Origin of the sequence: Tepidiphilus sp. J10 (assembly GCF_006980785.1) — a bacterium.
GTDB classification, from domain to species: domain Bacteria; phylum Pseudomonadota; class Gammaproteobacteria; order Burkholderiales; family Rhodocyclaceae; genus Tepidiphilus; species Tepidiphilus olei.
Window position 1 is genome coordinate 335,291 of sequence record NZ_SBHP01000001.1, and the last position, 19,618, is coordinate 354,908.

The following is a 19,618-nucleotide window of genomic DNA, read 5'->3' on the forward strand; positions in this document are numbered from 1 at the left end:
GCTTGCCTCCTTTTTTACTTTTGCAGCAGGAGCAAGCGATGATCGATCCGGATGGCTTGGTGGAAGCGGCGCGGCAGGCATTTGCCGCCGCGACCGATCCGGCCGAGTTGGAGCGCGTCAAGGCGCGTTTCCTCGGCAAGGCGGGCGTCGTCACCGAGGCGCTCAAGAGCCTGGCAAATCTCCCTCTGGACGAGCGCAAGCGCGCCGGGGCGGCGATCAACCGGGCCAAGGCGCAAATCGAGACCCTGCTGGAGGAGGCGCGTGAGGCGCTCGCCCGGCGTCGGCTCGAAGCCCAGCTCGCCGCCCAGGCGCTCGACGTGACCTTGCCGGGGCGCAATGGGAGTATCGGCGGTCTGCACCCGGTCACGCGCACCCTGGAGCGCGTCGAGGCGCTCTTTCGTTCGATGGGCTTTTCTTCCGTCGATGGCCCCGAGATCGAGACCGACTGGCACAACTTCACCGCCCTCAACACGCCGGCGGATCACCCGGCGCGTTCCATGCACGATACCTTCTATCTGCAAGGGCGCGACGACGTCGTGCTGCGCACGCACACCAGTCCCGTGCAGATCCGCGCCATGCTCGAGCACACCGCACGCCACCGCGAGGCGGCGTCGATGCCCGATCTGCGCGTCATCGTCCCCGGGCGGGTCTATCGCGTCGACTCCGACGCCACCCATTCCCCCATGTTCCACCAGCTCGAGGGGCTGTGGGTCGGTCGGGACGTCGCGTTCGCCCACCTCAAGGGGATCATTGCCTCTTTTCTGCGCGCCTTCTTCGAGACCGATGCGCTCGCCGTGCGCTTTCGCCCTTCTTTCTTCCCCTTCACCGAACCCAGCGCCGAGATCGACGTGCGCTTCACGAGCGGCGCGCTCGAGGGCCGTTGGCTCGAGATCGCCGGCTGCGGCATGGTGCATCCCCAAGTGCTGCGTAACGGCGGTTTCGATCCCGAGGCGGTGCGCGGCTTTGCCTTCGGCATGGGGCTCGATCGCCTCACCATGCTGCGCTACGGCATCAACGATCTGCGGCTCTTCTTCGAGAGCGACCTGCGCTTCCTCGCGCAATTCCGCTAAAGAGGCCCATCATGAAGTTTCCCGAACGCTGGCTGCGCGAATTCTGTGACCCCCCTCTCTCGGCGGAGGAACTCGGCGAGCGGCTCACCATGGCCGGGCTCGAACTCGAATCGCTCGAGCCCGCCGCGCCGCCTTTCATCGGGGTCGTCACGGCCCGGATTCTGAGTGCCGAACCGCATCCCAACGCCGACAAGCTGCGCGTGTGCCAAGTCGATGCGGGGGGCGAATCCCCTCTGCAGATCGTCTGCGGCGCGCCCAACGCCCGCGCTGGCATCGTCGTGCCCTGCGCCCTCGTCGGTGCGCAATTGCCGGGCGGGCTGGCGATCAAACGCGCCAAGCTGCGCGGCGTCGAATCGCAAGGCATGCTGTGCTCGGCGCGCGAGCTGGGTTTGAGCGAAGACCACTCGGGCCTGCTCGAACTCGATCCTGCCCTGCCCGTCGGCGCCGATGTCCGCCAGGTGCTCGAACTCGACGAGGCCGTCTTCGATGTCTCGCTCACACCGAACCGTGCCGACTGCCTCAGCATCCTGGGGATCGCGCGCGAGGTTTCGGCGCTCACCGAGGCGCCCCTGCATCCGCCGCGCATCGATCCGGTCGCCGCAACGCTGGACGCCGTCCGTTCCATCCGGCTCGCCGCTCCCGAAGCCTGCCCGCGCTATCTCGGTCGGGTGATCCGGGGGGTCGATGCCAAGCGCCCGACCCCCGAATGGATGCGCCGCCGGCTCGAACGCAGCGGCGTACGCGCCATCCATTTGCTCGTCGACATCACCAATTACGTGATGCTCGAGCTCGGCCAGCCGCTGCACGCCTTCGACGAGGCGAAATTGCAGGGCGGCATCACCGTGCGCTGGGCTCGGTCGGATGAGACGCTGGCGCTTTTGAACGAGCAGCGCATCACGCTCGCGCCCGACGTGCTCGTCATCGCCGACGAGGGCGGTCCCTTGGCGATGGCCGGCATCATGGGCGGCGAGGGCAGCGGTATCACGCTCGACACCACCGACGTCTTCCTCGAGAGCGCCTTCTTTGCCCCTGCCGCCATCGCCGGTCGGGCGCGTCGTTATGGGTTCGTCTCGGAAGCCTCGCATCGATTCGAGCGCGGCGTCGATCCCGAACTGCCGCGCCGCGCCCTCGAGCGCGCCACCGCCCTCGTGCTCGAATTGGCTGGCGGCTCGGCCGGCCCCATCGACGAGGCCGTCGCCCCCGAACACCTGCCGCGCCGCGACCCCATCCGGTTGCGACCCGAGAAAGTCCCTGCCGTACTGGGCATTCCCGTGGCGCCGCAGCGTGTCGTCTCCCTGCTGCGCCGCGATTTCCTCGACGTACGGGAAGAAGGAGGCGCGATCGTCGCCCAGGCCCCGAGCTGGCGTTTCGATCTCGCCCTCGAAGAGGACCTGATCGAGGAAGTCGCCCGCCTGCATGGCTACGACGAAATCCCGGCGCTCACCCCGCTCGCACCCATGGCGCCGTTGCCCGCGCCCGAGGCCGAGCGGACGAATGCGGAAGTGCGCGCGCGCCTGGTATTGCGCGATTATCATGAGGTCATCACCTACGCCTTCATCGACGAGGCGCTCGAGCGCGAGCTCCTGGCCAACGACGATCCGATCCTGCTCGCCAATCCGATCGCCAGCAACATGAACGCCATGCGCAGCTCCCTCTGGCCGGGCTTGCTGCAGGCACTGCAGACGAACCGCAAGCGCCAGCAGGCGCGCGTGCGCCTCTTCGAACTCGGCCGATGCTTCCTGCGCGACGAATCCGCCGGTGCCACCGTCGCCGGTTTCGCGCAACCGCTGCGGCTCGCCGCGCTCGCTGCCGGCCCTGCCGTGGCCGAGCAATGGGGGGCTTCTCCTCGCCCGGTCGACTTCTACGATCTCAAGGGCGACCTCGAAGCGCTCCTCGCGCCGCTCACCCCCCGTTTCGAGCCCGCTCCTCACCCGGCGTTGCATCCCGGCCGCAGCGCTCGCGTGCTCATCGAAGGGCAAGCCATCGGCTGGATCGGCGAATTGCACCCCGAATGGGTACAGCGGCTAGAGCTCGGCACTGCGCCCCAGCTCTTCGAACTCGCGCTCGAGGCAATCCGCCAGCGCCCCGTGCCGCGCTACCTTCCCGTGTCGCGTCAACCCGTCGTGCAGCGTGACCTCGCCTTCGTGGTCGACGCGAACGTGCCGGCGCAGGCTCTGCTGGATGCGCTGCATGACGAATCCCCTGCCTGGGTGCGTCAGATCACGCTGTTCGACGTCTATCAGGGGCAAGGGGTCGAGCCGGGCAAGCGCAGCCTCGCCTTTCGCTTCACCTTGCAGCACGACGAGCACACACTCACGGACGACGAGATCGAAGCCTTGCTGCAGCGCTTCTGTGCCCGGCTAGAAGCCTCTTTCGGGGCGCGATTGCGCCAATGACGACGCAAGGGAAAAAAGATGACCGCCCAACTCACCAAAGCTGAACTTGCCGACATCCTCTTCGAGCGCATCGGTTTTTCCAAGCGGGAAGCAAAAGAGCTCGTCGATGCCTTCTTCGTCGAAATCGAAGCCGCGCTGGAACGCGGCGAAACGGTTAAACTCTCGGGATTCGGAAACTTCGAGCTGCGCGACAAACCGCAGCGCCCCGGACGCAACCCCAAGACCGGCGAAGAAGTTCCCATTCCGCCGCGACGGGTGGTAACTTTCCACGCCAGCCAAAAGCTCAAACACGCCGTGGAGCAACTCACGCATGGAGAAGAAGTCCGCTGAAGGCAGCACCTCGTTACCGCCGATTCCCTCGAAGCGCTACTTCACGATCGGCGAAGTGGCGCAGCTGTGCGACGTCAAGCCCCACGTGCTGCGCTACTGGGAGCAGGAATTTACCCAACTTCGACCTAGCAAGCGCGCCGGCAACCGACGCTACTACCAACACCACGAAGTCCTGCTCGTACGGCGTATCCGGCACTTGCTCTACGACGAGGGCTACACCATCGCCGGAGCGCGCCAGCGCCTCGGTGAAGAACGCCTCCTGGAATCCGCGGTAAAAAACGAATACGACCGATTGCGCGCTCGTGTGCAAGAAGTGCGCGCCGATCTCGAATCGCTGTTGACGCAACTTCGCAGCTGACGACCTCCGCACCAGAAGTTCGGCGCAACACGAGCATGGTTGCTGGCAAAGCCCGCGCGCCTGCACTATGATGACAAAGTTTCGGGCTTTCGACGGCGGCACTCATGGTCAGACGGCTGCTCTCAACGGCGATCCTCTTCTTCTCAGGGGTGATCTTGCTCGGCCTGTCGTTGGCGCACTCGCCAACGACGGCCACCGTCGTGAGCCTGCGCATCGATGGCCCCATCGGCCCGGCAACGGCCGATTTCATCACCCGGGGATTCGCGCTCGCTGTCGAACGCCAGGCGGGGTTGATCGTGATCGAAATGGACACGCCCGGAGGGCTGGACACCTCCATGCGCGCGATCATCAAGCAAATCCTCGCCTCTCCGATCCCGGTCGCGACCTATGTCAGTCCCGAGGGCGCGCGAGCGGCGAGCGCGGGCACCTTCATCCTCTATGCCAGCCACATCGCCGCCATGGCTCCGGCAACCAATTTGGGCGCTGCCTCACCGGTGGCGATCGGCGCACCTCCCGCGGCCTCCGATCCCATCGAACCAGGCTCGAGCGACAGAGCGAAAGCGCCTGGCTCTCCCGCAGACGACGAGGAAGGAACGGCGCAAAACCCCAGAGGAAACAAAGCGCCTGCGCGCGCCAACGTCTTGATGGAGAAAGCAACGAGCGACGCCGCGGCCTACCTACGCAGCCTGGCGCAGTTGCGCGGACGCAACGCGGATTTCGCCGAGCGGGCGGTGCGCGAAGCAGCGAGCCTCTCGGCCAACGAAGCCTTGGAAGCAGGAGTGATCGACCTCATCGCCGTCGACCTCCCCGAACTGCTCGCTCAAATCCATGGCCGGGAGATTCGGCTCGATTCCGGCAACATCGTCACGCTCGCCACTGCCCAAGCCCAGATCGAACGCATCACCCCAGACTGGAAGAATCAGATTCTGTCGCTCATCTCCAATCCTCAGGTCGCGCTGGTCCTCATGATGATCGGCATCTACGGCCTCTTTTTCGAGCTCACCAGCCCTGGTTTCGCCGTTCCCGGCGTGGCGGGACTGATCTGTATCCTGATCGCGCTCTATGCTTTTCATCTCTTGCCGGTGAATTGGGCTGGGGTCGCACTCATTGCGCTGGGCACCATCCTGATGATCGCAGAAGCCTTCGTCCCCAGTTTCGGCGCGTTTGGCATCGGCGGGATGATCGCGTTCATCGTCGGCGGTCTGTTCCTGATGGATAGCGGCGTTCCGGGCTTCGACATCCCGATCGCTTTTCTCGTCGCACTGGCCCTGTTCAGCGCCTCGATCCTGATCGCGATCGGCTATTTCGCCGTGCGCGTGCGTAAGCAACGGGTGAAAAGCGGCCCCGAGGAGCTCGTCGGGGCCGAAGGGGTGGTAATCAGCACGGGGCAAGACGGTACGTATGCGCGCTTGCACGGGGAACTCTGGCGCGTCGAGAGTCCGGTCGCCCTGCAACCCGGACGACGCGTCAGGGTAACCCGCGTGAACGGCCTCGTGCTCGAAGTGGAACCCGCATAGCGCCAACGGCCTCCAAAACGCCACGAGCGGCAGGCTTGGCATCCCGCGACATGCCTGCCATTTTCCTCACGAATCCCCCCGACGACATCCAGGAGCGCGACATGATCCCAAATCTCGATTTCATCTTCAGTAGCCTCGTCGTTTTGTTCCTAGCACTGCTCGGCGGTTCGCTGCGCATCCTGCGCGAGTACGAGCGCGGCGTGATTTTCATGCTCGGTCGATTCTGGAAAGTCAAAGGCCCGGGCCTCATCATCGTCATCCCAGGCATCCAGCAAATGGTCCGGGTAGACCTGCGCGTCGTGACCATGGACGTCCCCAGCCAGGACGTGATCTCGCGCGACAACGTCTCGGTCAAGGTCAATGCGGTGCTCTACTTCCGCGTCATCAATCCGGAACGCGCCATCATCCAGGTAGAAAACTACTTCGACGCCACGAGTCAGCTCGCGCAAACGACCTTGCGCGCCGTATTAGGCAAGCACGAGCTCGATGAAATGCTGGCGGAGCGGGAAAAGCTCAACCTCGACATCCAGCAAATCCTCGATGCCCAAACCGACGCCTGGGGGGTCAAGGTCACCAACGTCGAAATCAAGCACATCGATCTCAACGAGAACATGATTCGCGCCATCGCCCGCCAAGCGGAAGCCGAGCGCGAACGGCGCGCCAAGATCATCCACGCCGAAGGGGAAAAACAGGCTGCCGAGACCTTGTTGGCCGCCGCCGAAATGCTGGCCAAACAACCCATGGCGATGCAGTTGCGCTACTTGCAGACCCTCACGCAGATCGCCGGCGACCGAACTGCGACCGTGGTTTTCCCGGTGCCGGTCGAGCTCATGAACCTCCTGGGACACAAGATCACCCAGCCGGAATCGCCTGAAAGTCCAGCTCGTCGATAGGCGCATCGCGTGGGGGCGCCTGGCAGGGTCCACATCGAGTAAAGGGAAGAGCATCCAGGCACCGGCAAACGCCGCTGCGCCGTAGGTCATTCGCGTTGCCCCGGATATAATCCGAGCATGCGCCTGTGGTCCCTACACCCCTCCCTGCTCGACGCCAAAGGGCTCGTCGCCCTGTGGCGCGAAGGGCTGCTCGCGCAGGCGGTGCTCTCCGGCGCCACGCGCGGCTATCGCCACCATCCGCAGCTCGTGCGCTTTCGAACCCATCCCATGCCGCTCGCGGCGATCGCGGCCTACCTGCACGCGGTGGTCGACGAAGCCGAGCGCCGCGGCTACCGTTTCGATCGCACGAAGCTGCCGCGCCGCGAAGACGTCGCCTCGATCGCAGTCAGCGAGGGGCAGCTCGCCCATGAGTTCGCCCATCTATTGCGCAAACTCGAACAGCGCGACCCGGAGCGCGCGGCCCGGCTCCACGGCACTGCGCCGTTGCCGCATCCGCTGATGCGCGTGGTGCCCGGCCCGGTGGCCGAATGGGAGGTCGTGCGCTGAAGCAGTGCCCTACCCGTGCTATCCTCGCAAGCCCCATCGTTTCCTCCCTCTTGCCGATGATCCCCGAGCACTCCGACACGCCCTCGCAAAAACTGCTCAAGCTGGAAAAACGCCTGCTGCGCCAGGTGGGCCAGGCGATCGCCGACTTTGGCATGCTCGACGAAGGAGACACGGTGCTAGTGTGCGTCTCCGGCGGCAAGGATTCGCTCGGACTGCTCGCGCTGCTGCAAAAGCTCCAGGCGCGCGCGCCGGTGCGCTTTCGCCTCATCGCCATGAACCTCGACCAGCGCCAGCCGGGATTCCCCGAGGACGTGCTGCCGCGCCATTTTGCGCAGGTCGGCGTGGAATACCGCATCGTGCGCGAGGACACCTACTCCATCGTCAAGGAGAAGATCCCCGAGGGGAAGACCACCTGCTCGCTGTGCTCGCGACTGCGCCGCGGCCTCATCTACCGCACGGCACGCGAGGTGGGGGCGAACAAGGTGGCGCTGGGGCACCACCGCGACGACATCCTCGAGACTTTTTTCCTCAACCTCTTCTTTGGCGGACGCCTGAAGGCGATGCCGCCCAAACTGCGCAACGACGACGGCGACCTGGTCGTGATCCGGCCGCTCGCCTATTGCGCGGAAGAGGATCTCGCGCGCTACGCCCGCGGGATGAATTTCCCCATCATTCCCTGCTCGCTGTGCGGCACCCAGGAAAACGCCCAGCGCCGGCAGGTAAAGGCCATGTTGCGTGCCTGGGAGCGGGAAGACCCGCGCCGCGTGGCCTCGATCTTCACCGCGCTCGGCCACGTGGTGCCTTCACACCTGCTCGATCGCGCGCTCTTCGATTTCTCCGCCCTCGACACGGAAGCCGAAAACACGGGAGCGGCGCCCGACGAAGCCGTCGGCGCCGCGCCCGTGCATTTCTTTGCTACCCCGGCGATCAGAACTTGACGTTGATCGCGGCGTAGATCGAGCGCCCCATGCCCGGCACGGCGATGCCCCAGGGCACTCCGTTGATGCTCATGGTACGCCCCTGACCGACGTAGGCCCCGCCGGTGGGCAGGTAATAGAGCTTGTCGAAGAGGTTCTCCACGCCCAGGTCGACCCGCACGTCTTTCCAGGCATGGCTCGCGCGCAGGTGCACCAGACCATAGCCCGGCGTCTTGATCTCGTTGCGCGCGTCCGACACGTCGTCCTTGCTCGAGACGAGTTCCCAGTCGAGCGCGTTGCTCCAGCCGGCGAGCTGGTGCGTGAGGGTGAGCGTGGCGCGCCAGGGCACGATGTTGTAGAGATCGTCGCCCGTGTCGCGGTTCTCGCCGTTGGTGTAGCTCAGCACCCCCTCGAAGCCGAAGGCACCCAAGCCGGTGCGCGCGAGTGGCATCTTGCCCGAGAGATCGAACCCGTAGAGGCGCGCCGACTGGTTCTCGTAGCGCAGCACGACGAACTGGTTGCGGGCAAGCGAGGTCGCCGGGGCGTTCTTGGTCGCGTCCCACTGCACGGCGTCGATGTAGTCGTCGACGTAGCTCAGATACGGGCTGAAGCGCAGTCCCCACTGACGGTCGGCAGAGTGCCAGTCGATCGTGCCCGAGAGAGTGTAGGCTTTCTCCGGTTCGAGGTCGGGATTGCCGACGTAACCGTTGCCGTCGCCGACGAAGTTGTTCATCACCGCCGCCATGGCCCAGGTCGACCACGGATAGCGCTCGTAGAGGCTGGGCGAGCGGACCTTGCGCGCGAAACCGAGCTCGAACTCGCGCGTCTCGTCCAGGGTATAGCGCGTGAGCGCGGTGAAGTCGAGGTTGTCGTCGGTGCGCTTGCGGTCACGTGCGTTGAAAGCGGCCGCATCGCGCATCTGGTTGCCCATCATGTTGCCGTAGCCATGCACGGGATCGGCGTCGGTGGTGACGTGTTCGTAGCGCACGCCGGCGAGCGCCATCCAGCGGTCGTTGAGTTTCGTCTCCCACTCGCCGAAGAGGCCGGCGCGGTCGCGCTCGCCGTTCTTGATGTTCCAGAAGGTGCCGGGCCACATGCCGCCGCCGGAAGGCGGCCACCAGTCATCCAGCGTGTAGTGCTGGTACTCGCCCCCCACCCGCAGCACGTCACGCTCGCCCAGGGCGATGTTGGCGGTGAGTTTCGCCCCGGTGGTCCTGCTCTCGGTATTCATCGGCATGCCGGCGGCGCAGGTGCCATCGATCGGCGAACACGGTCGTCCATCGGTGGCATTGTTCGGGATCATGGAGCGTTGGCTGTACCAATAGCGCTTGTCCTTGCCGAAATCCATGAAGTGGTCAACGCTTTGGTGATAGACCCGGCCATCGAGCGAGCCCCAGTCGAACTGCCCGAGATAGCGCAAGTTGAAGAGGGTGGAATCGTTGTCCAGCATGTCCATGCGTTGGTTGGGATAGAGCTGATCGGCGACGTTCTGGATGGCGACCGAGGCATCGACGAGGTGCGCGCCGTTCTTCAGCGCGAAACCCACGAGGTGATTGCTCAGCTCATAGCTGGTGGAGCCGACTTCGTCGCGCGCGAGCGTGTGACCGAGGCGACCGGTGGCAGTGAAGTTCTTGAAATTGCCGCCCGCAGAGTAATTGTTGGCTTTGGCATAGGCCCCGAGATAGCGCACGCTCACCTGCTCGCCGGCAATGGTGGCCGCGCCATGGACCCCGAAACCATCGCCGTTGCTGCGGTAATAGGTACCAGCCTCGCCGGTGACGAGCGTGCCCTGGCCAGGCGCGGCAAAGCGCGGTTTGGGCGTCTCAACGACGATCGCCCCGCCGATCGCGTCGCCCCCCACGCTCACCGGCGTGACCCCGGTCCACACCTGGATGGTCTCGACTTGGCTCGGAGCGAGATAGGAGAAGGCCGGGTTCATGTGGTTGGGGCAGGCCGAGAGCAGGTCCATGCCATCGACCTGCAGCCGCAGCCGTTCGTCGGCCAGCCCACGGATCGCCGGCAGGCTGGAAGCGCCCCCTGCGCCATAGAGCGTCACGCCCGGCACCTTGCGCAACAGGCTCGCCGTGTCGGCGGTGGCGGCGCGCAGCGGGGCGAGCTCCTGCGGGCCGAGCGTCGTCGTCGGCGGAGCGGCCTGTTCCCGGGTGTCGGAGACGATCACCGGCGCGAGTACCTTGCTTTCCGGCGACGTCGCCTCACTCTGGGCCCAGGCCGAAGGCAGACCGGCGAAGACGAGCGCCAGGGCGAGCGACAGGGGTCTGCGCCGCGGCGGATACGAAGAGACGGGAGAGGCGGTCATGAAACGAGGCTCCTTTCGATGCGGCAACAAACGGGGTCGCCGGCAAAGCAGCGACGGGCGGCGCCATCGTAACGTTTCGTTTCCCGCGGCTCAATTGAGAATCGTCAACTTTCGCCGTCATCGGTTTGACTTCGCTCAAACTCCCTGCGCGCACGCATTGTCAATACCGTGGATTCCCCCTAACATGCGCTCATCGACACGACCTTGCGTCGGGCAAGACCCGGGGACGTGGTGCGTGCAGGGCGAAGTCCCACACACACGGGACATGCGGGACGACGCACGAGCAGCGACGGGCATCCGGGCAGCGGAGCGCAACGGCATGCCGCCACGCCGTAGGTCATGCGAGACGCCCACGAGGAGAGGTCCAAGACACGATGACGATACGCCCTGGCCTACGCCGATGCTTCTTGCTCGCACTGCTGCCCCTCATGCTGCTGGCGGCCTGCGAGCAAGCCACCACGACTGCATCTTTTCACGCGACCGAGATTCGCGACGCCTCGTTCGGCCGCGAGCTGCAATTGCCCGACACGGAGGGACGTCTGCGCACGCTCGCCGACTTCCGCGGTGAAGTCGTGGCGGTCTATTTCGGCTTTCTGCAATGTCCCGACGTATGTCCGACGGCGCTGTCGCGTGCGGTGGCAGTGAAGCAGTTACTGGGCGAAGACGGCAAGCGCTTTCGCGTGGTCTTCATCACGGTGGATCCCGAACGAGACACGCCCGAAGTCGTGCGGGCCTATCTCGATGCCTTCGACCCCTCCTTTGTCGGCCTGGTGGGTAGCCCGGAGGAAGTGGCCCGTACTGCCAAGGAATTCCGCGTCTATTACCGCAAGGTGCCCACAGGGAGTTCGTACACGATGGACCACACCGCCACCACTTTCGTCTATAATGCCGATGGCAAACTTCGGCTAGCCGTGCCCCATGCCCTGTCGGCAGAAGATTTCGCCGCGGACGTGCGGCGCCTGCTCGCCGAATGAACGGCCATGCCGTCTTTGCCTTGAGGGAATCTGTGTCTTCACCACAAAAGAAGGAGTCGACGATGCTGACCACAAAAACCCGCCGTTCTCTCGGTCTCGCGCTGATGTTCGGTGCGTTCACGCTGCCCGCCTGGGCGCAGACGGTCAAGGTCGAAGACCCTTGGGTCCAAGCCACGGTGGCCGGGCAAAAAGCCACGGCCGCGTTCATGAAGCTCACCGCCGATGCGCCGGTCAAACTCACCGGCGGCAAGACGCCGGTCGCCCCCGTGGTGGAAATCCACGAAATGGTGATGGAAGGCGACGTCATGAAGATGCGGGCCATCGACGGCGGGTTACCGCTGGAGGCCGGCAAGACGATGGAGCTCAAACCCGGTGGTTACCACGTGATGCTCATCGATCTGCCCAAAGCGGTAGAGGTCGGGCAGAGAGTGCCGCTCACCCTCATCTTCACCGACACCGAGGGCAAGGAATTCACGGTCGAGGTCGAGGCGCCGGTGCGTCCACTCAAACGCGATCACGGCAAGAAATCCGGCCATGAAATGTGAGACCCTCCTCACCGAACGGCGCACGGGCAGGCGCGGTCAGTGCCTGCTCGGTGCCGGAGAGAGCGGCCCAGCCTGGCGCGTCGTCGAGGGAATCGTGCGGCTCGATCTACCCGTTGCCTTCGGCGAAGAGCCCGACGAGGAACATTTCGTCGGCATCGCCTACGGGGGTGACCTGATCGGAGCTGAAGCACTCATGTTCGGCCGCTATGCGTACACCGCCACGGCCGTCACCCCCGTCGTGCTCGAAGGCTGGAGCCAAACGGCGGCCAAGGAGCCCACGGCCCTGCTCTATGCCCGCTTCGAGCACCGTATGGGGGAAGTGCTGCGCCTGCGTGTAGGCAAGGCGCCCGAGCGCATCGAGCGGCTCTTCGCGCTCGCGCAGGCAGCCGGAGCCGAGCCACCGCACCTGCGCCTGCGCGACATCGCCGCCATCACCGGCTTGCGCATCGAGACCGTGTCGCGCACCCTCAAAGCCATGGAGGCCGGCAGCCTCAGCTGAGGCGCCGGTAGCCGCCGGGCACGCCGTTCGGCGAGAAAACGAACTGCCACAGCTGGTTGGTACGGGCGCGGAAGGTGCCGGCGCAGGCGAGCAGGTAATAGCGCCACATGCGATAGAAGCGCTCGCCGTAGCGTTCGCGAAAGCGCGGCCAGGCGGCTTCGAAGCGCTCGTACCAGGCCATCAGGGTCTTGTCGTAGTCGGCGCCGAAGTTGTGCAGGTCCTCCATCACGAACCAGTGCTCGCTTGCATCCGCCACCTCGCCGATCGAAGGCAATTCCCCGTTGGGGAAGATGTATTTTTCGATCCAGGGGTCGGTGCCCCCACCGCGGCGGTTCTTGCCGATGGTGTGCAGGAGGAAGAGCCCGTCGTCGCGCAGGCTGCGGCGCGCCATGGCGAAATAGGCTTTGTAGTTGCGCACTCCCACGTGCTCGAACATCCCCACCGAGGCGATGCGATCGAACCGTTCCTTGCCGTCGACGTTGAACGTGCGGTAATCCGCCAGGATGAAACGCACCGGTAGTCCCGCGCAGCGCTTCTGCCCCCAGGCGGCCTGTTCTTTGGAAATGGTCAGCCCCACGCATTCGACGCCATAGTGCTCGGCGGCATAGCGCATGAGGCTACCCCAGCCGCAACCGATGTCGAGCAGCCGCATGCCCGGCTCCAATCCCAACTTGCGGCAGATGAGGTCGAGCTTGGCGACCTGCGCCTCTTCCAGCGTCTTGGCGTTGGCCCAATAGCCGCAGGAATAGGCCATGTACGGATCGAGCATCGCCTCGAAGAAGTCGCTGCCCAGATCGTAGTGCACCTCGCCCACGTGCCAGGCGCGGCGCACGGATTGCAGGTTGATGAGCCGCGCCTTCAACGCGCGCCACACGAGCGAGGGATTCCTCACCCGCTCGTCGAGCCGCGCGCGCAGCACCCGCGCGAAGAATTCGTCGAGCCGCTCGCATTCCCACCAGCCGTCCATGTAGGCTTCGCCCAGGCCGAGGCTGCCTTCGGCGATCGCCCGTTCGAGCACTTTGGGGTGTTTGATCTGGAAATCCCACGGCCGATCGCCATCGAGCGTGACATCGGCCTCCTCGAACCAGGACTGCACCAGGGCCCGCAAACGGTCGGCATTACGCAACTGCCCCCTCGTCGGCTTTGATCGTTCTTCGACGAAGCCTTGCTGTTGTACTGTCGCCATACGCCCCTCCAGGATGGAACGAAAGGCGGAGCATTGTGGCCCCGCCTCATTTCATCATAGACGATCGAGCGCGCGTCGTACGCCCGCGGCGTAGGCCGGGTCGATCTGGGCAAAGAGCGCGAGCTGGCGCTCGACGATGAAATCCGGTACGCCTTTCATCGAACGCGCGAGGTTGCCGTAGAGCCGCTCCTTGTGCGCCTCGTCGAAGAGCGCCCATAGCGCGCGCGGCTGCGAGAAGTCGTCGTTGCCGTCGCGATGACTATAGCGGTCGATCATGCCGATGGCCGACAGAGGCGGCTCCTTGACTTCGGGGCGCTCGACCGGGCCGCCGAAGGAGTTGGGCTCATAGTAGGCGTCCGGGTTTTGATGGAAATTGTCGAAGAAGCGCATCGACCCGTCCTTGTGGTAATGGTGCACCGGACAGCGCGGACGATTGACCGGCAGCGCCTCGTAGTGCGTCCCCAGGCGGTAGCGGTGGGCGTCCGCGTAGGAGAAGATGCGCGCCTGCAGCATCTTGTCGGGCGAAAACCCGATGCCCGGCACCACGTTGGAGGGCGAGAAGGCCGCCAGCTCGATCTCGGTAAAATAGTTGTCCGGATTGCGATCGAGTTCCATCACACCCACTTCGATGAGCGGAGCGTCGCGGTGCGGCCAGACCTTGGTGAGATCGAAGGGGTTCCAGCCGGTACGCTCGCTCCAGGCGTCGGCCTCTTTCTCGCTCATCACCTGCACGTACATCGTCCAGCGAGGGTATTCACCGCGCTCGATCGCGCCGAAAAGCGCCTCCTGGTAGCTCTCGCGCGTCTTGCCGATGATGGCTTCGGCCTCTTCGTCGGTGAGCGTCTCGTGCCCCTGCTGCGTCTTGAAGTGGAACTTCACCCAGAAACGCTCGCCGGCCTCGTTCCAGAAACTGTAGGTGTGGCTACCATAGCCGTTCATGTGCATGGGCGAGCGCGGGATGCCCCGGTCGGAGAAGAGGATGGTGAGCTGGTGCAGGCTCTCGGGCGAAAGCGACCAGAAGTCCCACATGGCCGTGGGCGAACGCAAATTGGTGCGCGGATGGCGTTTTTGCGTGTGGATGAAGTCGGGGAATTTGTAGGCGTCGCGGATGAAGAAAACCGGCGTGTTGTTGCCCACGAGATCCCAGTTGCCTTCGTCGGTATAGAACTTGAGGGCGAATCCGCGCACGTCGCGCTCGGCATCGGCCGCGCCCATTTCGCCGGCCACCGTCGAGAAGCGCGCGAGCATGGGGATCTTCGCCCCGATCTGGGAGAATACCTTGGCACGGGAATACTTGCGGATATCGCCGGTGATGGTGAGCGTGCCGAATGCCCCCCAGCCCTTGGCGTGCACCACGCGCTCGGGGATGCGCTCGCGGTTCTGATGTGCGAGCTTTTCGAGCAGGACGTAGTCTTGCAGCAGCGTGGGGCCGCGTGGCCCGACGGTGAGCGAATTCTGGTTGTCGGCCACCGGCGCACCGGCCGTGGTGGTGAGATGATAGGGGCACTTCTGCTCGCTCATGGCGCGTTCTCCTTGCAGGGTCGAATGGCCGAACCACGCGGTCTGACGGTTTGAAAACAGGCACACCACGGGCTGCGGAACTCATGAAGGTGCAGCGCCTTCGCGCCGCGCCATCGACTTCATTATAGAAGAGGACTGCCCCGCGGCCAATCGTTCCTGCCTATCGACGGAATCAGGGAAAATTCCAGAATCGCCCTATGTCGTTCCCAAACCCCCGCCGATGACCTAAGATTGGCAAAGATCTCCCGGCGCGCCAGGGGCTGCGCCGCAAAAAAACGAGGAAAAGCCATGGAACATCGACCGTCGAGTGAAGCCCGCGGCAAGGAACTGGCGCTCTTGTGCCTGGGAGCGCTGGGGGTCGTCTACGGCGACATCGGCACGAGCCCGCTCTATGCGATGAAGGAAGTCTTCGCCGGCAACCATCCCATCGCCCTGGAGCGGGCCAACGTGCTCGGCAGCCTCTCGCTCTTCTTCTGGGCGCTCATCATCATCGTCGCCGTAAAATACGTTATTTTCATCATGCGCGCCGACAACCGCGGCGAGGGCGGCATCATGGCGCTCATCGCCCTGGCGCTGCGCGATGCCGCCCCCGGCACCCGCACCCATCGCATCGTGCTCGTGCTCGGCATCCTCGGGGCGGCCATGTTCTACGGCGATGGCATGGTCACTCCGGCCATCTCCGTGCTCTCGGCCGTGGAAGGGCTGCAGATCGCCGCACCGGCGCTGCATCACGTGGTGCTGCCGGTGTCGCTGACGGTGCTCCTCATCCTGTTCTACCTGCAGCACCACGGCACGACGCTCGTCGGGCATGCCTTCGGGCCGGTGATGTTGGTCTGGTTCGTGGTGCTGGCGCTCCTTGGCCTCAACCAGATCCTCGATGCGCCGGAAGTGCTCGCCGCCCTCAGCCCGGCGTACGCAATCTCCTTTCTCGTGCACCATCACGCGATGGCCCTGGTGGCGATGGGCAACGTCGTGCTGGCGATCACCGGGGCGGAGGCGCTCTACGCCGACATGGGGCACTTCGGCAAAGAACCCATCCGACGCAGCTGGTTCCTGTTCGTGCTGCCCGCGCTGGTGCTCAACTATTTCGGGCAAGGCGCGCTGCTGCTGCGCGATCCTGCCGCGATGCAAAACCCGTTCTACCTCATGGCCCCGGAGTGGGCTCTCTACCCCATGCTGGCACTGGCGACGATGGCCACCGTCATCGCGTCCCAGGCGGTGATCTCGGGCGCTTTCTCCATCACGCGACAAGCCATGAAGCTCGGCTTTCTGCCCCGTCTCGAAGTGCGTCATACCTCCGAGCGCGAGCAAGGGCAAATCTACGTGCCTGCGCTCAATTGGGCCTTGATGGCGGCGGTGATGTTGCTGGTGCTCGGCTTTCGTTCCTCGAACAACCTCGCGGCGGCCTACGGGCTGGCGGTGACGGGCGACATGGTGATCACCTCGCTTCTGGCCACCGTGGTGGCCGCCCGCGTCTGGGGTTGGGGATGGGCGCGTGCCGTGGCGCTCTTTGCCTGTTTCCTCGTGGTGGAATCGACCTTCCTCGCTGCCAACGTCCTGAAAATCCCCGATGGCGGCTGGTTCCCGCTGCTCGCTGGCGTCGTCGTCTTCATGGTCATGCTCACGTGGCAGCAGGGACGAGTGCTGCTCTTGGAGCGGCTCGAAGGCGGGCGGATGCCTTTGGTGCGTTTCATCGAATCCCTGCGCGGCGGCATGCCGCTGCGGGTACCGGGAACGGCAGTCTTTCTCAACGCCAATCCCGAACGAGTGCCGCACGCCCTGCTGCATAATCTGATGCACAACAAGATCCTGCACGAGCACGTGGTCGTGGTCAGCGTGCGCTTCGAGGACGTTCCCTACGTGCCGCCGACGGAACGGCTGGAAATCCGGGAGCTGCCGGAGAACTTCTGGCAGGTGATCGTGCGCTATGGCTTCATGGACGAACCCGATCTGCCGGCCGCGCTCGCCGGCGCCGCGCCCATGGGGCTGGAGTGCGCGCCGCTGGCCACTTCGTGGTTCCTGGGACGCGAAACGGTCATTCCCCGCCCCAGTCCCGAGATGCGGCTGTGGCGCAAACGGCTCTTCGTCGCCCTGCACCGCAATGCCGGCAGCGTCACCGCCTTCTTCAAGATTCCGCCCAACCGCGTCGTCGAGCTCGGCACCCAGGTGCTGCTGTAGACGAAAAAAAACCTCCCGTCGGCAAGGACGGGAGGTACGCCGCACCGCCGGGGTTGCCTTACTGCGCCGGCGCGAGCCGGATGAGGTAGTCGAACGCCGACAGCGCCGCCTTCGCCCCCTCGCCCATGGCGATGATGATCTGCTTGTAGGGCACGGTGGTGCAGTCGCCCGCGGCGAACACCCCTGGGGCGGACGTGCCGCAGCGCGCGTCGATCTCGATCTCGCCGAAGCGGTTGCGCGCCACCACCCCTTCGAGCCAGTCGGTGTTGGGCACGAGCCCGATCTGCACGAACACGCCAGCCAGTTCCACCGTCTGCTCCTCGCCGCTGGCGCGGTCGCGGTAGCGCAGGGCGTTGACCTTCTGCCCGTCGCCGAGGATTTCCAGCGTCTGGGCATTGGTGACGATGGTCACGTTGGGCAGGCTCTTGAGCTTGCGCTGCAGCACGGCATCGGCGCGCAGGGCTTCAGCGAACTCGATGAGCGTGACATGATCGACGATGCCGGCCAGATCGATCGCCGCCTCCACCCCCGAGTTGCCCCCGCCGATCACCGCCACTTTCTTGCCTTTGAAGAGCGGCCCGTCGCAGTGCGGGCAGTAGGCCACGCCCCGGCCGCGGTATTCCTTCTCGCCGGGAACGCCCAGCTCGCGCCAGCGCGCGCCGGTGGCGAGGATCACCGCCTTGGCGCCGAGCTCGGCGCCGTTGGCGAGCGCCACCTTCGCCGCCTGGCCCGGCGCGGCGGGAACGTCGAGGCGCACCGCGCGCTGATGGTTCATGATGTCCACATCATAGACCTTGACGTGCTCTTCCAGCCCGGCCACGAGCTTGGGCCCCTCGGTCTCCTTCACCGAGATGAAGTTCTCGATGGCGAGCGTGTCCATCACCTGGCCGCCGAAGCGCTCGGCCACGATGCCGGTGCGCAATCCCTTGCGCGCGGCATAGATCGCCGCCGCCGCTCCGGCCGGCCCGCCGCCGACGATGAGGATGTCGAATTCGCCCTTTTGCGCGAGCCGCGCCCGTTCGCGTTCCTCGGCGTGCGTGTCGACCTTGGCGAGGATCTCCGGCAGCTCCATGCGCCCCTGGCCGAAGAGCTCGCCGTTGAGATAGACGGTGGGTACGGCCATGATCTGCTTGGCCTCGACCTCGGCGGGGAAGCTCGCCCCGTCGATCATCACCGCCTGCACCCTGGGGTTCAGGGCGGCCATGGTGTTGACCGACTGCACCACTTCGGGGCAGTTGTGGCACGACAGCGACACGTACACCTCGAAGCGCAGCGGCGAATCCAGGCTCTTGATCTGCTCGATCACGTCCGGCTCGACCTTGGGCGGATAACCGCTCACCTGCAGCAGCGCCAGGATGAGCGAGCCGAACTCGTGCCCCAGGGGCAAGCCGGCGAAATGCACCCGCGGCGCCTCACCGGGGCGTGCCACCGCGAACGCCGGGCGACGCCCACCGGCGACTTCTTCGCCCACCGCTTCGCGCACCGTCACCTTGCCGCCGCCAGCGGCGACGATCTCCTGCACCAGCTCGGCCAATTGCCGGGCGCGCTCGCTGTCGTCGAACGCCGTGACGAGCTCGATCGGCCCGGCCAAACGTTCGAGGTATTGCGCCAAAGCGCCCTTCGTTTCTTGATCCAACAATGCCATGACACACCCTCCTTCGTCGAAACTTTGGACGAAAAAAGCCCCACGGCCTCTTTCGACCGACGTCTCGTGCTCGGGGAAAGGAGCGCCGCGCGAGGCGGCGCCGGAATACCTGCCGGCCGGAACACACCCCGACCGGTCTTCGCGCGAAAAATCAGATCTTGCCGACCAGATCGATGGAAGGCTTGAGCGTCTCGGCGCCTTCGTTCCACTTGGCCGGGCAGACTTCACCCGGATGCTCGGCCACGTACTTGGCAGCTTTCACTTTGCGCAGCAGCTCGGCGGCATTGCGGCCGATGCTGTTGTCGTTGACCTCCATCCCCTTGATGACACCGTTGGGGTCGATGATGAAGGTGCCGCGCAGCGCCAGGCCTTCTTCTTCGATGAGCACGTCGAAGGCGCGCGCCAGTTTCTGCGCCGGGTCGCCGAGCATGGGATAGCGCACTTTCTTGATGGCGGGAGAAGCCTCGGCCCACGCCTTGTGCGTGAAGTGGGTGTCGGTCGACACCGAGTAGATCTCGCAATTGATCTTCTTGAATTCATCGTACAGATCGGCGAGATCCTCGAGCTCGGTCGGGCACACGAAAGTGAAGTCGGCCGGGTAGAACACGAACACCGACCAATGACCGCGCAGATCGGCGTCGGTGACTTCGATGAATTTACCTTCCTTGTAAGCCTGGACTTTGAACGGAACGACTTGGGTGTTGATCAAGCTCATAGCGCTTCCTC

17 protein-coding genes are annotated in these 19,618 nt (G+C 65.0%); 12 read left to right on the top strand and 5 right to left on the bottom strand.

The window, feature by feature from the left end; all coding sequences use genetic code 11:
- Positions 1–38: 38 nt before the first annotated feature.
- The 8 genes from pheS to ttcA all read left to right on the top strand — a co-directional run bounded on the left by pheS (position 39) and on the right by ttcA (position 8,048).
- Positions 39–1,070, top strand: a complete 1,032-nt coding sequence (pheS, locus tag EPD81_RS01660) for a phenylalanine--tRNA ligase subunit alpha (protein ID WP_142803694.1) — start codon at positions 39–41, stop codon at positions 1,068–1,070.
- Between the two features lie 11 nt (positions 1,071–1,081).
- The gene (gene pheT / locus EPD81_RS01665) at positions 1,082–3,466 is read left to right on the top strand and encodes a phenylalanine--tRNA ligase subunit beta (protein ID WP_142803695.1); all 2,385 of its coding nucleotides are present in this window, start codon (positions 1,082–1,084) and stop codon (positions 3,464–3,466) included.
- An 18-nt stretch (positions 3,467–3,484) separates the two neighbouring features.
- Complete coding sequence (locus tag EPD81_RS01670; protein WP_142803696.1) at positions 3,485–3,796, top strand: integration host factor subunit alpha; 312 nt, start codon at positions 3,485–3,487, stop codon at positions 3,794–3,796.
- Positions 3,777–4,154: a MerR family transcriptional regulator gene (locus EPD81_RS01675; RefSeq protein ID WP_142803697.1), complete on the top strand. Its 378-nt coding sequence runs from the start codon at positions 3,777–3,779 to the stop codon at positions 4,152–4,154. Before EPD81_RS01670 ends, EPD81_RS01675 begins: the two co-directional genes overlap by 20 nt.
- A 104-nt stretch (positions 4,155–4,258) precedes the next feature.
- Positions 4,259–5,671: a nodulation protein NfeD gene (locus tag EPD81_RS01680; protein WP_142803698.1), complete on the top strand. Its 1,413-nt coding sequence runs from the start codon at positions 4,259–4,261 to the stop codon at positions 5,669–5,671.
- A gap of 101 nt (positions 5,672–5,772) precedes the next feature.
- Positions 5,773–6,564 (top strand): slipin family protein, encoded by a 792-nt coding sequence (locus tag EPD81_RS01685; RefSeq protein ID WP_142803699.1) that lies wholly within the window; start codon positions 5,773–5,775, stop codon positions 6,562–6,564.
- Positions 6,565–6,681: 117 nt separating this feature from the next.
- Positions 6,682–7,110, top strand: coding sequence for a pyrimidine dimer DNA glycosylase/endonuclease V (locus tag EPD81_RS01690; protein ID WP_142803700.1), 429 nt, complete (start codon positions 6,682–6,684; stop codon positions 7,108–7,110).
- Between the two features lie 56 nt (positions 7,111–7,166).
- Entirely contained in the window at positions 7,167–8,048 is an 882-nt protein-coding gene (gene ttcA / locus EPD81_RS01695) for a tRNA 2-thiocytidine(32) synthetase TtcA (RefSeq protein ID WP_142804233.1), read from the top strand.
- Here ttcA and EPD81_RS01700 read toward each other — a convergent pair.
- Positions 8,038–10,344 carry a TonB-dependent receptor gene (locus EPD81_RS01700; RefSeq protein ID WP_142803701.1) on the bottom strand — a complete coding sequence of 769 codons (2,307 nt, stop codon included), beginning with the start codon at positions 10,342–10,344 and terminating at the stop codon, positions 8,038–8,040. The genes ttcA and EPD81_RS01700 overlap by 11 nt on opposite strands.
- A 374-nt stretch (positions 10,345–10,718) precedes the next feature.
- On the opposite strand from EPD81_RS01700, the gene EPD81_RS01705 reads away from it, so the two are divergent.
- From EPD81_RS01705 to EPD81_RS01715, 3 genes are all read left to right on the top strand, one after another.
- Entirely contained in the window at positions 10,719–11,318 is a 600-nt protein-coding gene (locus tag EPD81_RS01705) for an SCO family protein (protein WP_142803702.1), read from the top strand.
- Positions 11,319–11,380: 62 nt separating this feature from the next.
- A complete protein-coding gene (locus EPD81_RS01710; protein ID WP_255446468.1) occupies positions 11,381–11,863 on the top strand; it encodes a copper chaperone PCu(A)C in 483 nt (160 codons plus the stop codon).
- Positions 11,853–12,362 (top strand): Crp/Fnr family transcriptional regulator, encoded by a 510-nt coding sequence (locus EPD81_RS01715; RefSeq protein WP_142803703.1) that lies wholly within the window; start codon positions 11,853–11,855, stop codon positions 12,360–12,362. Before EPD81_RS01710 ends, EPD81_RS01715 begins: the two co-directional genes overlap by 11 nt.
- Here EPD81_RS01715 and cfa read toward each other — a convergent pair.
- On the bottom strand, positions 12,355–13,548 hold the full coding sequence (gene cfa / locus EPD81_RS01720; protein ID WP_142803704.1) for a cyclopropane fatty acyl phospholipid synthase: 1,194 nt from the start codon (positions 13,546–13,548) through the stop codon (positions 12,355–12,357). The genes EPD81_RS01715 and cfa overlap by 8 nt on opposite strands.
- Before the next feature lie 54 nt (positions 13,549–13,602).
- Complete coding sequence (locus EPD81_RS01725; RefSeq protein ID WP_142803705.1) at positions 13,603–15,069, bottom strand: catalase; 1,467 nt, start codon at positions 15,067–15,069, stop codon at positions 13,603–13,605.
- 288 nt (positions 15,070–15,357) lie between these two features.
- On the opposite strand from EPD81_RS01725, the gene EPD81_RS01730 reads away from it, so the two are divergent.
- Positions 15,358–17,247: a potassium transporter Kup gene (locus EPD81_RS01730; RefSeq protein WP_142803706.1), complete on the top strand. Its 1,890-nt coding sequence runs from the start codon at positions 15,358–15,360 to the stop codon at positions 17,245–17,247.
- 58 nt (positions 17,248–17,305) lie between these two features.
- Here the strand turns inward: EPD81_RS01730 and ahpF are convergent, their stop codons facing one another.
- Positions 17,306–18,886, bottom strand: coding sequence for an alkyl hydroperoxide reductase subunit F (ahpF, locus tag EPD81_RS01735; RefSeq protein ID WP_142804235.1), 1,581 nt, complete (start codon positions 18,884–18,886; stop codon positions 17,306–17,308).
- 157 nt (positions 18,887–19,043) lie between these two features.
- Entirely contained in the window at positions 19,044–19,607 is a 564-nt protein-coding gene (ahpC, locus tag EPD81_RS01740) for an alkyl hydroperoxide reductase subunit C (RefSeq protein WP_116491858.1), read from the bottom strand.
- Between the last annotated feature and the right edge of the window lie 11 nt (positions 19,608–19,618).